At 63.2% G+C, this 15119-nt stretch carries 13 protein-coding genes; 8 read left to right on the forward strand and 5 right to left on the reverse strand.

From position 1 onward, the window contains the following. The first annotated feature begins 164 nt into the window (after positions 1 to 164). From G7Y52_RS03110 to G7Y52_RS03120, 3 genes are read left to right on the forward strand one after another with little or no spacing between them, the layout of a single operon-like run. Positions 165 to 1706, forward strand: a complete 1542-nt coding sequence (locus G7Y52_RS03110; protein ID WP_165065896.1) for an MBOAT family protein — start codon at positions 165 to 167, stop codon at positions 1704 to 1706. A gap of 36 nt (positions 1707 to 1742) precedes the next feature. Beyond that, the gene (locus G7Y52_RS03115; RefSeq protein ID WP_165065899.1) at positions 1743 to 2963 is read left to right on the forward strand and encodes a hypothetical protein; all 1221 of its coding nucleotides are present in this window, start codon (positions 1743 to 1745) and stop codon (positions 2961 to 2963) included. A 23-nt stretch (positions 2964 to 2986) separates the two neighbouring features. Further along, positions 2987 to 4408, forward strand: coding sequence for a tetratricopeptide repeat protein (locus tag G7Y52_RS03120; protein WP_165065902.1), 1422 nt, complete (start codon positions 2987 to 2989; stop codon positions 4406 to 4408). Between the two features lie 194 nt (positions 4409 to 4602). On the opposite strand, the gene mutY is transcribed toward G7Y52_RS03120, so the two are convergent. Beyond that, positions 4603 to 5757, reverse strand: a complete 1155-nt coding sequence (gene mutY, locus G7Y52_RS03125) for an A/G-specific adenine glycosylase (protein ID WP_241159577.1) — start codon at positions 5755 to 5757, stop codon at positions 4603 to 4605. Positions 5758 to 5958: 201 nt separating this feature from the next. Between mutY and G7Y52_RS03130 the strand changes: the two genes are divergently transcribed. Continuing rightward, positions 5959 to 6468 carry a peptidylprolyl isomerase gene (locus G7Y52_RS03130; protein ID WP_165065908.1) on the forward strand — a complete coding sequence of 170 codons (510 nt, stop codon included), beginning with the start codon at positions 5959 to 5961 and terminating at the stop codon, positions 6466 to 6468. Between the two features lie 264 nt (positions 6469 to 6732). Here G7Y52_RS03130 and G7Y52_RS03135 read toward each other — a convergent pair whose 3' ends face one another. Then, positions 6733 to 7194 carry a nuclear transport factor 2 family protein gene (locus tag G7Y52_RS03135; protein ID WP_165065911.1) on the reverse strand — a complete coding sequence of 154 codons (462 nt, stop codon included), beginning with the start codon at positions 7192 to 7194 and terminating at the stop codon, positions 6733 to 6735. Positions 7195 to 7446: 252 nt separating this feature from the next. Between G7Y52_RS03135 and cysK the strand changes: the two genes are divergently transcribed. Together cysK and G7Y52_RS03145 are read left to right on the forward strand one after the other, a co-directional pair. Further along, a complete protein-coding gene (gene cysK / locus G7Y52_RS03140) occupies positions 7447 to 8364 on the forward strand; it encodes a cysteine synthase A (RefSeq protein WP_165065914.1) in 918 nt (305 codons plus the stop codon). A 243-nt stretch (positions 8365 to 8607) separates the two neighbouring features. Further along, positions 8608 to 9549, forward strand: coding sequence for a chemotaxis protein (locus G7Y52_RS03145; RefSeq protein ID WP_165065917.1), 942 nt, complete (start codon positions 8608 to 8610; stop codon positions 9547 to 9549). Positions 9550 to 9988: 439 nt separating this feature from the next. On the opposite strand, the gene G7Y52_RS03150 is transcribed toward G7Y52_RS03145, so the two are convergent. Further along, positions 9989 to 10276 carry an integration host factor subunit alpha gene (locus G7Y52_RS03150; protein ID WP_165065921.1) on the reverse strand — a complete coding sequence of 96 codons (288 nt, stop codon included), beginning with the start codon at positions 10274 to 10276 and terminating at the stop codon, positions 9989 to 9991. Between the two features lie 250 nt (positions 10277 to 10526). On the opposite strand from G7Y52_RS03150, the gene G7Y52_RS03155 reads away from it, so the two are divergent. Continuing rightward, entirely contained in the window at positions 10527 to 11657 is a 1131-nt protein-coding gene (locus tag G7Y52_RS03155) for a radical SAM protein (protein ID WP_165065925.1), read from the forward strand. Between the two features lie 470 nt (positions 11658 to 12127). Next, positions 12128 to 12904: an acetylglutamate kinase gene (argB, locus tag G7Y52_RS03160; protein WP_165065928.1), complete on the forward strand. Its 777-nt coding sequence runs from the start codon at positions 12128 to 12130 to the stop codon at positions 12902 to 12904. A 68-nt stretch (positions 12905 to 12972) separates the two neighbouring features. Here the strand turns inward: argB and G7Y52_RS03165 are convergent, their stop codons facing one another. After that, positions 12973 to 13596 carry an HD domain-containing protein gene (locus tag G7Y52_RS03165; RefSeq protein ID WP_165065932.1) on the reverse strand — a complete coding sequence of 208 codons (624 nt, stop codon included), beginning with the start codon at positions 13594 to 13596 and terminating at the stop codon, positions 12973 to 12975. A 146-nt stretch (positions 13597 to 13742) separates the two neighbouring features. Continuing rightward, entirely contained in the window at positions 13743 to 15110 is a 1368-nt protein-coding gene (locus tag G7Y52_RS03170) for a sigma-54 dependent transcriptional regulator (RefSeq protein ID WP_165065935.1), read from the reverse strand. Between the last annotated feature and the right edge of the window lie 9 nt (positions 15111 to 15119).

Below are 15119 nucleotides of genomic sequence, written 5' to 3' on the forward strand. Positions count from 1 at the left end.
AGCCATGCCCGCCGCGCGCGTCAGCCGTTGGCGCACAGCCGCCAACGGCTGACGACAGCAGCGCCATAGTGCTCCGCCGGAAGAAAAGACAAACTTCGACGCGGCCCGCGGGCAAAAAAACGTAACGTCAACACGCCTGGAACGCTGCGGGTCGGGAGTCGCGCATGCTGTTCAATTCCTATCCTTTCCTGTTCTGCTTTTTGCCTTTGCTTCTGCTGGCCTGGCGGCTGGCTGGGGGCTCCTGGCGGCCGGCGCTGATTCTGCTGATTTTCTCAACTGTCTTTTACGGTTCGTGGAGCGCGGGTTTTCTGCTTTTGCTGGCCGCGCTGATCGCCATGAATTACGCTTTCGGTCTGGCGCTGGCCGCGCCCGACGACGCTTTTGCAGTCCCCCCGCAAGCCGGCGGCCAAATCCCCGGCAGGCCAGGGTCTCGCAGGCGCATCAGCCGCAAAGGCTTGCTGGTTCTGGCATTAGGTCTTAATCTGCTGCCCTTGATCTGGTTCAAATATTCCTCGGCCCTGCTCTTTGGCGCGCACTGGAAATTCATGCCCCCGGAACTGCCGCCGGGCATTTCTTTCTACACCTTTATCCAGATCGCCTGGCTGGTGGATGTGTACCGCCGCCGTTTCGTTCCGGCCGGGCTTTCGCGCCACGCGCTCTTTTCCGCCTGCTTCCCCTATGTCCTTTCCGGGCCCATTGTCCGCTATGAGCAGGTGGGCCCGCAGTTTGACGCGCTTGCCGGCCTTACGGCCGAAAATCTTGCGCGCGGTTTCAGCCTGTTCAGCCTGGGCCTTGCCAAAAAGGTGCTGCTGGCCGACGGCATTGCGCCCTATGCCGACGCGGTTTTCAATGCCGCTGAAAACGCCTTTCCCCTGAGCGGCGCCGAAGCCTGGCTCGGTTCATTCTGCTATACCTTTCAACTCTATTTCGATTTTTCAGGCTATACGGACATGGCCCTGGGGCTGGGGCTCATGCTAGGCCTGCGCCTGCCGGAAAACTTCAATTCGCCGTATAAATCCACAGGCATCGTGGACTTCTGGCGGCGCTGGCACATCACGCTCAGCGCCTGGCTGCGCGACTTTCTGTATATTCCCCTGGGCGGCAACCGGGCCGGGCGGCTCATGCAGTACCGCAACCTTTTTCTGACCATGCTGATCGGCGGGGCCTGGCATGGCGCGGGCTGGACCTTTCTGATCTGGGGCGCATTGCACGGCCTGATGCTGTGCGTAAACCACTTTTTCCGTGCGCGCATCAAGGGATCGCCCGCGGAAAGCATTCTGGCCGCCGCGCCGCTGCGCCTGCTGTCCATTGCCTTCACCTTTCTGTGCATCAATTTTTGCTGGGTGGTCTTCCGCGCCTTGAGCCCGGACGGCGCGCTGCGCGTGTATGCGGCCATGTTCACGGGCCCCTTCAACGCGGCGGAGGCGTCCACGCAGGGCCTGAGCGGCATGGCGGCCTTTCTGGCCGCGCTGCTGCCCAACAAGTATTTTCCTGGCTGGCAGCCCTTTGCCCTGCTGGCGATCTGCGCCGTGCTGGTCTGGGCTTTTCCCAACAGCCGCGAAATCCTGCGCGGGCGGCCGGATGGCTCTCTGCCCTGGCTTGCCTGGCGCGCCACCGGCCTTTGGGCCACGGGCCTGGCTGCGCTCGCCTTTCTTTCGCTGATTCTGCTTTCACGGCAATCAAGCTTTTTATATTTTCAGTTCTAACCGCAGAGACTGCCCCTAACGCCATTGGAAGCCGCCATGTCCCGAATCCTGACCAGCTCCGCCTATCTCAAACGCTACTTCAAAACCCTGCTGCAACTGGGGCTGCTGGGGCTGCTGGCAGTACTGCCCTATACCTGGTGGTGGCTGTATCAAAGCGGCGACGTGGCCGTGGAGCGCGTTGTAAAGGCCCAGGCCAAAGGGGATTTCGCCCTGTTCGGCTCGGGCGTTTCCCAGGATTTCGTGGACTACAAGCTGCGCCTCTACGCGGCCGTGAAACCCGACATCACTGCCATAGGCTCCTCGCGGGTCATGCAATTCCGGGCGGCCTGCTTTCGCAAATCCTTCCTGAACATGGGCGGGGTGGCGGGCAATCTGGCGGTGCTGCGCTCCACCATTGACGCCATGCTGCGCATCCACAAGCCCGAGGCGGTCATCCTGGGCCTGGATTTCTGGTGGTTTATGCCCCAGTGGGAGGGCAGACCCTTTAAGGAAGTGCCGCCCACCACCGGCTCGTACACATATAGCTGGGCAGCCTTGCAAAAACCCTGGATCTGGCTGCTGGAGGGCAAGATTTCCCCCGCCGGGCTGGCCGCGCCCTTTTTGCCGGAGTCCGCCGGCGGCTTTCGCGCCGGGCGCTACGGAATCATGGCCCAGCAGACCGACGACGGCTTCGGCCCGGACGGCTCCTGGTATCACAGCGCGCAAATCAGCGGCCAGCAGCGTCCCCCGGACTATCAATTTCAGGACACGCTCAAACGTGTCCGCCACGGCGTAAACCCCTTTTACCGGGCCAGGCCGGATCAGCAGGGCCCCGACGCGGAACATCTGGACGCCTTTGCCGAGATCTGGTGCCGCCTCAGGGCCCGCGGCATTCAGACCTTTGTCTTCATCGCGCCTCTTTCCGAACGCGTGCTCGCGGCCATGCGGGAGCACCCGGAAGACTATCCCCACCTTTTCAGCCTGCGCCAGGCCCTTCTGGCGCGCGGCATCGACGTGCTGGACTTTACGGACCCGCGCGCCTTCGCTTCCGGCGACTGCGAGTTCATCGACGGCTTTCACGGCGGCGAAGTGACCTATGCCCGGATTCTGCGCGACATGGCCGACCGCTGGCCGGCCCTGCTTTCCTATGTGAACATGGAACGGCTGAACGCCGCGATCCGGGACTGGAAAGGCCATGCCGCGGTGCGCGACCCGCGCGTCACGGCCTTGCCGGAAACGGATTTCATGCAGTTCAACTGCCCCAAGCGACAACCCTGATATAAGGAGTACAGAGCGCCGTCATGTGCATTGCCTTTTCCGTTTTGCCGCGCCGCGTATCCGGGCCGTCCTTGTTTCTGCTCCTGACGGTCGCCCTGCTGCTGTGCGGCGCGCCTTCGGGGCTCACAGCCCGGGCCGCCCAGGCCGGGCAGAAGGCCCTTGCGCCGGGCGCGCCCGCCCCCGGAGCCGCAACGCCTGCGCAAAAAAACGCCGCCACTGATCAGGCAGGGTCAAATGCCGCTCCGGCGGCCACGGCGCAGCCTCCGTCAGACCGCCGCACGCCCGCTGCTCCAGACAGCAGGCGCGCGACACGTCACGGCGCGGCAGGGAAAAACGCGCTTCCCGCCGGGGGTTCCACAGGGCCGCAGTCTGATTTCTCCGCGCAGGGAGCCGCCCGGACCGGCGCGGAGCCGGACGCGGCGGCAGAAGCCACGGCCGCGCCGCTGCCCCAGGGCCCGGCCGGGGAAGCAATCCGGGCGTATGCCCGGGGCGATTTTCTCAAAGCGCGGGACATCTGGCAAAAGTTGGCCGAAGCCGGGGACGGCCAGGCCATGAACAATCTCGGCGTGCTCTACGATCAGGCCCAGGGCGTTGAGCCGGATGCCGGCCGCGCCCTGCACTGGTTCGCGCTTTCGGCCAAGGCCGGGCATCCCTCGGGCATGAGCAATTACGGCCGCATGCTGGAGCAAGGCCGGGGCATTGCTGCGGCTCCGCAGGAAGCGGCCCGCTGGTTTGATCTGGCGGCCCGCAAAGGCCAGCCCGAGGCCCAGTACAATCTGGGCCTGCTCTATGAGCAGGGCCGGGGCGTCGCGCAGAGCGATCAGGCGGCCGCGGCCTGGTACAGCCGGGCCGCGGCCCAGCAGCAGACCGAAGCTCTGGCCCGGCTCGGGCATCTGTACCGCACGGGCCGGGGCGTGGCCCGAAACGCCGGGCGCGCCACACTGCTGCTCTATGCCGCGGCCATGAACGGTCAGGCCCAGGCCATGAAGGAACTGGAGGAGATGGCCAGGGAAGGCCCGGCCCGACCGCGGGCCGTGCTTTTCGGCCGGGAGCTCGACAATGTTGACCGCGCGACCCTGCGCGCCACGCTGAAAACAGCCGGTCTGCCCGCAAGCCGGGAGGATGACGCTTTCATTTGCGATCTGTACGACGCGCGCCGCCTGATACCCGGCGCAAGCCAGATGGCCGCCTGCTACGGGCCGGGCGCGCCTGCGCCCCTGGGCTTTGTAAAAATCGACTATCCGGCTTCGGACAAAGCCACGGCCGAGCGCATCCTGCGCATGGTCGAAGAGCGTTTCGGGCCGCCTTCAGCCGGAGAAGGGGACGACGCCCGCCTCTGGAACCTGGGTTCCGTGGTGGTGGCCACCCAATACGCGCCCACCCACAGGCGGATGAGCCTGATGTACATGATCCCGCGCGTGTATCATCTGACCCGCCGCAAGTGAGCCGCGCCTCCGCCCCACGTGCCGGGGCTGGCCCGCGCAACCTGCCGCGCGGGCGGGTTGCGCGAGGAAATGCCCAGGCTCATGGAACTGACGCAAGCTTTGGGCAGGCCCACGGGCCAACTCAAGGAATAGGCCGCACTTCGCCGTTGCGGCGCTTGCGCGCGTCGTGGGCCTTGGGCCCGGCCGGCGGCCGCTCATGACGCGGCGGGGCCAAAGCCCGGCAAAAACCCTCGACCGCCTGGCCCGAAAAGTTGATCCGCCAGCTTGCGGTGCGCCGCGGGCATGGCCAACTGCTCCAGCTCGGCGGGCGTGACCCAGCGCCAGGCGCTGGCGGCCGTGAGCACGGGCGGGGCTGGAGGCGCGGCGCTTTTCTTTGCAGAGCGCGCCGTTTGCCCGGCCAGACCGAGAAGAAAGCAGTGCAGCGTGATCCTGTATGTGGTGTAGCCGTGCCGGATGATGCCGCACGCGCCGTCCACTGCCACGGCAAAGCCGGTCTCCTCACGAAATTCGCGCACAACGGCCTGCGGGGGGCTTTCGCCGGCTTCCACCCGGCCGCCGGGAAATTCCCAGAGGTTGCCCCAGACGCCGGTAGCCAGACGTTTTTGAACAAAAATCAGGCCATTGCGCCGGAGCACGCCGGCCACCACCTCCAGGGGCGTGACAGGGCTTCGTTTGCCGGGCGCCGGGCGTTGATCCGCAATGCCCAGATGCAGGCTGACGCAAAAGGAGGCCAGAGGACAGACCGGGCAGCGCGGTTTTTTGCCGCAGACCAGAGCGCCCAGTTCCATTATGGCCTGATTGTGCTCGCGGGCCTTGCCCTCGGGCACAAGGCGCAGGGCCCAGGCCCGCACGGCAGAGGCCGCGGGCTCCTGCCTGACCGGCGTGTCCAGATCAAAGAGGCGGGCCAGTACCCGCTCCACATTGGCGTCCACGCAGGGCAGCCTTTCATTGAAGGCGATGCTGGCAACGGCTGCGGCCGTGTAGGGGCCCACGCCCGGCAGGGCGCGGATGTCCTCCGGAGCGGACGGGAAGATCCCCTGGTGTTTTTCCATGATTTGCCGGGCCGCGGCCAGCAGATGCCGGGCGCGCGAGTAATAGCCAAGGCCTTCCCAGAGGCGCAGCACCTCATCTTCCGTGGCCGCGGCCAGAGAAGCCACATCCGGAAAGCGGGCCATCCAGCGCTTGAAATAGTTCACGCCGCGCTCCATTTGGGTCTGCTGCAGCATGACTTCGGAAATCCAGACCTCATAGGGCGTGTACGTGACGCGCCAGGGCAGGGGCCGCTGATGCGCGGCAAACCAGGCCAACAGGGCTTCCTGCAATTGAGGCAGATGGCTTTCGGGCGGCAGATGGCGCGGCGGCTGCGCCGCAAGGCCGGGCAGCCGGGCGGGGACAGCGTTTGCGGATTTTACCGGTTTCACAGGCATTGGCGCAGTGTATATCTTGAGGCAGGCATTGTCATCCGGCGGGGCATGCCCTATAGTCAGCATCTGCGCGGTCGCGGCGCCAGGGCGCGCCGCGCGCATCCCCTCAAGAGCTAAGGAGCAATCATGGCTGACAATCCCACTGTCTTGCTGGAAACCTCGTCCGGCGACATTCTGATTGAACTTTTCCAGGACAAGGCCCCCAAAACCGTGGCCAATTTTTTGCAGTATGTGGATGAGGGCTTTTACGCCAATACGATTTTTCATCGCGTGATTCCTGGCTTTATGATCCAGGGCGGCGGCATGGGCGCGCGCATGGACGAAAAAGAGACCAAAAAGCCTGTGGAGAACGAGGCCGACAACGGTCTGAAAAACGAGCGCGGGACCATTGCCATGGCTCGCACCCGCGATCCGCACAGCGCCACGGCCCAGTTTTTCATCAACCTGGTGGACAACGATTTTCTGAACCACAGCGCGCCCACGCCCGACGGCTGGGGCTATTGCGTTTTCGGCCGGGTCACCGAGGGCATGGATGTGGTGGACAGGATCGCCAGGGTCAAAACCAAAAGCCAGGGCATACATGAAAACGTGCCTGTGGACATGGTGCTGATCACCGGCGCAAGCCGTTTTGAATAGAGCATTTTCTCTTTGAAAATGCTCTGCTGACGCGAAGCGGCAGCCGCCGCAACGCGGCGTACATTCAGGCGAAAACCGCGTTTTTCGCCTGAATGCCACCTTTGACTTTCATAAAAAGTCAAAGGTAATCTGCTCTAAGAGCGGTAGAGCCCTTAACAGCCCTGCCCGCGGCTGTGCGGCGGTTTTGTTTTGGCAGTGTCCGGCAGAGAAAAAAACGCCGCTGCCCAAGGGCAGCGGCAGTCGATTGCGTGGGCGCGCGGCTCGCTACTGGATTCGGCAGTTGCCGTCCTTGCAGTCGGGCGCAGGCTGCACAGGGGTGGCCTGAAAGAGCACGACCTGCTGCGTGCCGTTATTGTCGGCAATGACCATGGTATAGCGCATCAGGCCCTGAGGCAGCGGCGGCACGGTGGTTCCCTTGAGGAAACCGTTGCCCGTGAGCAGGCGGGTGTTGCCGATCATGGTTTCGCGCACATTGGTGATGGTCAGGCGATCCACCACCAAAGCCTTGCTCTTGATGCTTTGGATAAAGTGTTTCTTGTCCCGGATATGGCCGTTGGCACTGATATGCCAGTAGTTGGGGGCAAGCAGTTTTTCCAGGACGGGCACATCGCCGGTCATGACGGCCTCGGTGTACAGGGCCACCGTATCGGCCTTGGCATGCGCCACGCCGCCGGCCACACACAAGGCCAGCGCCAGAAGAAGCGGAACCAGTTGCAGTATTTTCATGACAGTCCTCCATCGGCTGCGCACTCGTGGTTTTGGAGCCAGCAGAAGTGCGGAGGCTTCTGTAAGGCGAGTTGTCATACATGTCAAGAGGCCGGCAGAACAATTCGCGCCCGGGAAGCCTTTCCCCCAGGCTTTGGAGCGGTTTGCTGCTTTTATCAGCAAAATGCTCTCGCGCGGGCGCGCCCGGCATGGGGCCCTCCGTGAAGGCCGGTTTTTTCATCAGGATCACACTTTTTCACGCACGAGGATCGCATGTTGACGAGTATTTTACAGACAATCGGCGCCACGCCGCTGGTGCGCCTGGACCTTGCCCACGATCTGCCCGGCACAATCTGGCTCAAGCTGGAAAACCGCAATCCCGGCGGCTCGATCAAGGATCGCGTGGCCTTTCACCTCATCGATCGCGCCCTGGCAACAGGCGAGCTGAAGCCGGGCGGCGTGCTGGTGGAGGCCACAAGCGGCAACATGGGCATCGGCATGGCGCTGGTGGCGGCCCGGCGGGGCTTGCGCTGCGTGCTGGCCATGCCCGAATCCATGAGCCTGGAGCGGCGCAATCTGCTCAAGGCCCTGGGCGCCGAGCTCAGGCTTACCCCGGCGGACAAGGGCATGGGCGCAGCCGTGCAGGAGGCCCGGCGCATCGCCGCGGCCACGGGCGGGCATATCCTCGGCCAGTTCACCAATCCCGAGGCCGTGCAGGCCCATTATCTGAGCACCGGGCCGGAAATTCACAAAGACGGCAACGGCACGATGGACGTGCTGGTGGCAGGCGTGGGATCGGGCTCCTCGATCACGGGCGCGGGCCGTTTTTTGAAAGAGCAAAAGCCCGGCTTCAAGGTCATTGCCGTGGAGCCCGCCGCTTCGCCCGTGCTTTCCGGGGGCAAAGCCGGCCCGCATCCCATTCAGGGCATTGGAGCGGGTTTTGTGCCGGAAATTCTGGATCGCGCCCTGCTGGATGAAATCATCCAGGTGGACGGGCAGGAAGCCATTGCCGCGGCCCGCACGCTCATGCGCAGCCAGGGGATTTGCGCGGGCATTTCGACGGGAGCCAATGTGCTGGCCGCAATGCAGGTGGCGGCCCGACCGGAAATGCGCGGCAAAAATATCGTCACCTTTGCCTGCGATACCGGCGAGCGCTACATGTCCACGGCGCTTTTCCGGGAAGAGGCCTGAGCCCGCTGCCCAGCCTCACGCGCGGCAAAAAGCCCGTGGAATAAAATGCGGGCTGCGCGGGTAATTTTTTTTTGATCCCGGTCGAAAAGAGAGTGTATCCGCGTGGCCCGCGCGCGGCTTTTGTGCCCGTTTGCGCGGCCGCCGGATGCCCGGGGTCCTGTAAATTTTCCGTTATTACCGGTATCGGCTTCAGCGGCCGACGCCGCCTGAGCCGCGGGCCCATCCCGCAAACGGAGTCAGATCATGGCGCAGACCAATATTTTACTTGAAACCGGCACCAATGAGCTGGAAATCGTTGAGTTTTTCATCAACCAGGACGGCTATGAGGGCCATTACGGCCTGAATGTGGCCAAGGTGGTGGAGATCGGCCGCCGTCAGAACGTGACGTCCATGCCGGAAATGCGTCATCCGGCCCTGCTGGGGGCTTTTCCGCACCGCAACGGTCGCATTGTGCCGCTCATTGACATGGCCCGCTTTCTGGGCAGCGGCCCCATCGAAAATGAGGACGCCAAAGTTATTGTCACGGAATTCAATACGGTCTGCACCGGCTTTCTGGTTTCGGGCGTCAACCGCATCTACCGTCTGAGCTGGACGGATGTGGAAGCGCCCGGGAATTTTCTTCAGAACATCAGCCAGAGCTCGGTGACCGGCGTGGTGCGTCTGGAGGAGCGGGTCATCTTTCTGCTGGATCTGGAAGCCATTGTGGCCGAGTTGCACCCGACCATGGCCATCCGTTTCGACGCCTCGGACATGGCGGACTCTGACGGCAAGACGTACAATATCCTGCATGTGGACGATTCCAGCAGCATCCGCTCCCTGGTTCTGGACCTGCTCGGCCGGGAAGGCCGCTTCAAGGTCCGCCAATGCGTCAACGGCCAGGAAGCCTGGGACTATCTCAAAGAACTGCGCGCCAGGAGCGAGGAGGAGGGGCAACCCATTTCCGCGTATTTGCAGGGAATCATCACGGATATTGAAATGCCTTCCATGGACGGCCTGGCCCTGTGCAAGCAGATCAAGGGAGATCCGGTTCTGAAAGCCTTGCCCGTGGCTATCTTCTCATCCATGATCAACGAGAGTCTGGCGCGCAAATGCGCTTCCGTTGGCGCGGACGCCCAGTATAGCAAGCCGGATCTCAAGGCCCTTTCGGTCAAGCTGTACGAGCTGATCCGCGCGGCCTGGGCGTAGAGCGTTTTGCTGATTTCATTGGCTAAACGCTCTCCTGGAGCACTTTGCTTTTGAAATTATTCAATTTCAAAAGCGGCGCTGCCATCATTTCCCCGCAAGCGGGACAAGCCCCCGCAAGCGGGACAAGACCCCGCAAGCGGGACAAACGCCTGAAAAGCGTGGTTTTCAGGCGCATTGCTTCAGCCGTTGCGACGAAGGAAGCTACGGATGAAGACAGCAACTGGTTACTGCGACAGCCAGCCAACGCAACCGCTGTCGCCATCCGTAAGGCTCGCAGACTCGCCAACGGCTGGCGCAAGCAAGCAAAGCTTGCCAACGGCTACCGCCGGCGCGGGCGTCCGCTCCCGCGACCGCCAGAGCGGTTGCCGTTTTTAACAGCAACCCGCTCTATTTAGAGCATTTTTTGATTGAACATATTCATTTTCAATCAAAAAATGCTCTAGGGATTGAGCTCGGAGCGAAATTTGCGCGACAGCCGGAAGACCATGACTTTGCGCGGCGGCAGGGTGATGGCTTCATCGGTCTGCGGATTGCGCCCTCTGCGGGAGGATTTGTCATAGCATTCAAATTTGCCGAAGCCGCTGATCAGCAGGGACCGATCCTTTTTGATGGCGGTCTTCATAATCTCCAGAAGCTTTTCCACCACGTTTTTCACATCCACGCGGTTTTTGTCCGTCTCTTCGTAAATGGCCTCCACAATATCGGCTTTGGTCAATGTTTTTTTCATAACGAGTTTCTCCGACGCTTGCAGACAACGCCCCGGCGGCGTTTTCGACTGTGAACCGCCTGCGGCGCATCCGGCATCCGCATGGGAAAGCGCATCTGCTTCACAGAGTTGGCAGTTTCTTTTATAAATACACGCAACTCCTGGACGGAGCAAGGTTTTTCTTGTTGCGCCGCCAAGCCGCGTTGGCCGTTTTTTGCGGAGCCGGCAACCGGGCCGCATGTGCGGGTTTGTTCTTCAGCCGGAGCAGTCCATGTCTTTCACGCCCACGCCCTCCCAGATGCCCGCATGGGTTCTGCCCTGGCCGCGGCAAGCGCGCTCGCGGTCGATCATTCCTGTTTTCCTGCCTTTTCGGGGATGCGCCGCGCGCTGCATCTTTTGCGCGCAGGACGTCCAGACCGGCCTTGCCGGACAATCCGCCGGGCGATACGGACGGCCTGCGCCGTCCCTGGCCCATATTCTGACGAAAACCGGCGAGCTGTTGCGCGCCCGCGCGGCGCGTGCACTGCCTCCGGCGGAACTGGCCTTTTACGGCGGCACATTCACGGCCATGCCCGACAAGGAGCAGGACGTCTGCCTTGCATTTGCCGCGGAGATGCTTGCGCAAGGGCGGATCAGCGCTTTTCGCTGCTCCACGCGACCCGATTGCGTGGCCGGCGGGGTTTTGGCGCGTCTGCGCGCCGCGGGCTGCGAAACCGTGGAACTCGGCGTGCAGAGCTTCGCGGACGCGGCGCTTGCGGCGTGCCGGCGCGGCTATGACGGCGCTGCGGCGGCTGAAGCCTGCGGTCGGGTCAAGGCCGCGGGCCTGCGCCTTGGCGTGCAGTTGCTGCCGGGCATGCCCGGCGTCAGCCCGGCGATCTTTCTGGCGGATGTGAGCCGCGCTCTTGGCGTTGGGGCTGACATGCTGCGTTTTTATCCCTGTCTGGTTCTTGAGGGCACGGAGCTGGCCCGGATCTGGCGCGGCGGCGGCTACCAGCCCTGGAGCCTTGAAACCACGCTGGAAAGTCTGGCGCGCGGCTGGCTGGCGGCGCGGGCGGCGCACAGGCCGGTAATCCGCATGGGGCTTGCCCCCGAGCCGGAACTGGCCCGCGCCGTGCTGGCCGGGCCCCTGGACCCTGCCCTGGGCGCGCGGATCATGGGCCGGGCACTGCTGGCGGCTGTGCGCGAGGCGGCACGCGGAGAACTTCTGAGCCGCCTGGAAGCGCCGCGCGCGTGTCAGGGGCATTTCTGGGGAAACAGGGGCGAGTTGCGCCCGGCCTGGGCCGCCCTCGGCCTTGCGCCGTCGAACGTGTCATACGCGGACAGGCAGGATCTGCGTCTCTGGCGCACAACCGCGCCGAATGAGCGCGGGGACCTCAGGTTGCAGAAAAGAAGGGATGTTTAGAGCTGTTTGGATAATTTCATTATCAAACCGCTCTAGGGCCTGTTCACGCTTATCAGAAAAAACCTTGTTTTTTCGGGACACTGCCTCGTAATTCTGCCGGGGAAAGAATTTTCGTTGAACCATTTAAAATAGTTGAGAATACGCAGGATAGTGCTAACACGCCCTAGAGCAATTTCACTTTGAAAATGCTCTAACGCTGTCGCCAGAGCGTTTAGCTCATTTCATCAGCAAAACGCTCTGGCAAAAACAGTAGATGCGATCCGGCTCTCCCGTCTTGGGGTTGCGCTTTTTGGAAGACAGTCGACAGGAAACGCCCTCAAGCTTTGTTTTTATGTATTTTCGAATAGTTACGTCGTTCATGGAAGCATGATAACGGCGAATCCCTCAGTCGCGCCGCGGGCTTGCCTCAACAGGCCGCCAATGCTAGGAAAAACAGGTCAGCGCACCGATCCGCGCACAGGAGGAACGCAATGCCCACAGTGGTCATCAAATATGGCGGTCACGCCATGGACAAGCCCGAACTGAGCGAGGCCTTTGCCGCGGATCTTGCCCGGCTTGCAGCGCAGGGCATGCGCCTGGCCGTGGTGCATGGCGGCGGCCCGCAAATCAACGCCCTGCTCGACCGCCTGCATATTGAAAGCCGCTTTGTGGACGGCCTGCGCGTCACGGACGAGGCCTGCATGCAGGCCGTGGAAATGGTGCTCTGCGGCCAGGTCAACAAGGCCGTGGTCAGCGCTTTCGCGCAGCGCGGCGCGCGCGCGGCGGGCATTTCCGGGCGGGACGGCAATCTGCTGCGGGCGCGGCGCAAACATCCGGCCCTGGGCCTGGTGGGGGAGGTGGACGCCGTGGATCCCTCCCTGCCCCGTTGCCTCCTGGACGGCGGTTTTGTGCCGGTGATCGCGCCCGTGGCTTCGGGCCCTGAGGGGGAAGCGCTGAACATCAACGCCGACACCGCGGCCGGAGCCCTGGCCGGCGCCCTGGCAGCCGACTGTTTTGTGCTGATTTCCGACGTGCCCGGCGTGCTGGACGCGCAAGGCAGGCTGATTCCCGGCCTGAACCGCGCGGAAATCACGCGGCTCATGGAGCAGGGCGTGATCAGCGGCGGGATGATCCCCAAGGTGGAGGCCTGCCTCAACGCCCTGGACGCGGGCTGCGGCCGCGCGCTGATTCTGGACGGCCGCGCCCGTTCAAGCCTGCGGCGCTATCTGCTGGATGACGCGCCTCTGGGCACGGTGGTCGTGCGCTGAAGCAGGCACAGGCCCCGGCAGATCCCTGGAGCATTTTGCTTTTGAAACGCTCGCTCCGGCGGGCCGGATCAGGATTCCTCCTCGCCGCGGTCGCGGTTGATCCACCAGTTCCCATCCACATGTCCGTACCACCAGCGATTGTGATCCGTGCGCAGGACGACGTCGGCCAGATCTTTCGCCCAGGGGCTGCGCAGGCGTTTGAGGGCGCTCTTCAGCCATTCCCCGGCAAAGGCGTTGCCTTTGTCCAGCTCAACTTTGAGATTGCAGATCAAATCCAGTTGATCCGCATCATGGGCCAGCACGGCTTCCGGGCTCTGTCCCCGGGCCAGTTCATCCCAGAAGTCCAGCACCTCGCCCGCCAGGCCGGTGCCCGCCACGGCGTCCTGCAGGGCTTCGCGGGCCCGGCACTGATTATAGCGGTGGTTGACGTAATTGAAATCGCCGGTGCGGGCCTCATGCAAATCATGGAACAGGCACAAAAAAGTGACCCGCGCCGGATCGAGCCCGGCCAGCCGCGCCAGCACATAGCCGATGACGCTGGTGCGGTAGGAATGCTCGGCCACATTTTCCCTGCCCGTGCCCAGAAAGGCGTAGCCGCTGCGCGGCGTGTGCCGCAACATTCCCACTTCGTTCAAAAAATCCGCAAGGCGGGCAAGCTGTTCTTGCGGCAGATGCCGTTTTTTTTCAGACATGGCGAATTCCAATGCCGACGCTGCGGCCATTGCGCATCCGGCTTTTTCACAGGTTGATCAGGCCGGAATACACGCTTTGCGCTACCCTTGCGCCGTCCGGGCGGCAGGGTTGTCTTGATACTGCCCGGCCGCAGAAGACGCCGCCTTCATTCCAGGCCGTATTTGCGCAATTTGTTGTGCAGAGTGGCCCGCGTGATGCCCAGACGGCGGGCTGCCTCGCTTTTGTTGTCTCCGACCTGCCGCAGTGTTTCCTCAATGCATTTGCGTTCCACGATGTCCAACGGCAAACCGGCCAGCGAAGCCTCGCCCCCGGGCGCGGCATGCGCTTCTTCCGAGGCCGGGGCCCCGGCAATGCCGGCCGGCAGTTCCGGGCCGAGAATCAAATCGCCGGTGCAGAGGATCACTGCCCGTTCCACGGCGTTTTCCAATTCGCGCACATTGCCCGGCCAGGAATAACGCAGCAGGCTGTCCAGCGCCTGGGGGGCGAAACCCTTGATGCTTTTGCGGTTGCGCTCCGCAAAGCGCTCCAGAAAATGCGCGGCCAGCAAAGGGATGTCTTCGGCCCGCTCGCGCAGGGGAGGCACGTCGATGCTGATCACATTGAGCCGGAAAAACAAATCCTCGCGAAAGCGTTTTTGCGCCACTTCCCGGCGCAAGTCGCGGTTGGTGGCGGCCAGCACGCGCACGTCCACGAGCATGGGCGCGTCGGAGCCCACCCGCTGGATCTCGCCCTGCTGCAGGGCGCGCAAGAGCTTGGCCTGAAGCGAAAGGGGCATTTCACCGATTTCATCCAGAAAGAGCGTGCCGCCGTCCGCTTGCATGAAGCGGCCTTCGCGGCGGCGATCCGCGCCGGTAAAAGAGCCTTTTTCATGGCCGAAGAGCTCGGATTCCAGCAGATTTTCGGCCAGAGCCGCGCAGTTGACCGTCACCAGGGGTTTGTGAGCCCGATTGCCGGCCTCGTGCAGGGCGCGGGCCACCAGTTCCTTGCCGGTGCCCGACTCGCCGGTGATCAGCACTGTGGCTTCCGTGGGCGCGACCGTGCTGATGATCTGCAACATCTCGCTGATGGCCCGGCTGCGCCCCAGAATGCCGGGACCGGCCGCCGCGTCCGTGAGCTGGCGACGCAGCTCGCGGTTTTCAACGCTGAGGCGGGAATGCTCAATGGCCTGTTCCAGCGTGTGCCTGAGCGCCTCAAAGTCCAGCGGCTTGACCAGATAATCATACGCGCCAAGCCGCAAGGCCTCCACCGCGGTTTCCACCGAGGAATACGCCGTCATCAACACCACAGGCAGCGCGGGATTGTATTCCAGAATGCCCCTGAGCGCGTGGATGCCGTCCATGCGCGCCATGCGCACGTCCGTGAGCACGGCGTCAAAGGCTTTTTCGCGCACCAGGGCCACGGCTTCGTCGCCGTCCGAGGCCTCGTCCACCGCATAGCCCCATGAGCGCAACATGATCTTGAGCATGCCGCGGTGGGCATCGTCGTCATCGACCACTAAAACAGTGTTGCTCACTCGTCTCTC

Source organism: Desulfovibrio sp. ZJ200, from assembly GCF_011039095.1.
Lineage (GTDB): Bacteria > Desulfobacterota > Desulfovibrionia > Desulfovibrionales > Desulfovibrionaceae > Desulfovibrio.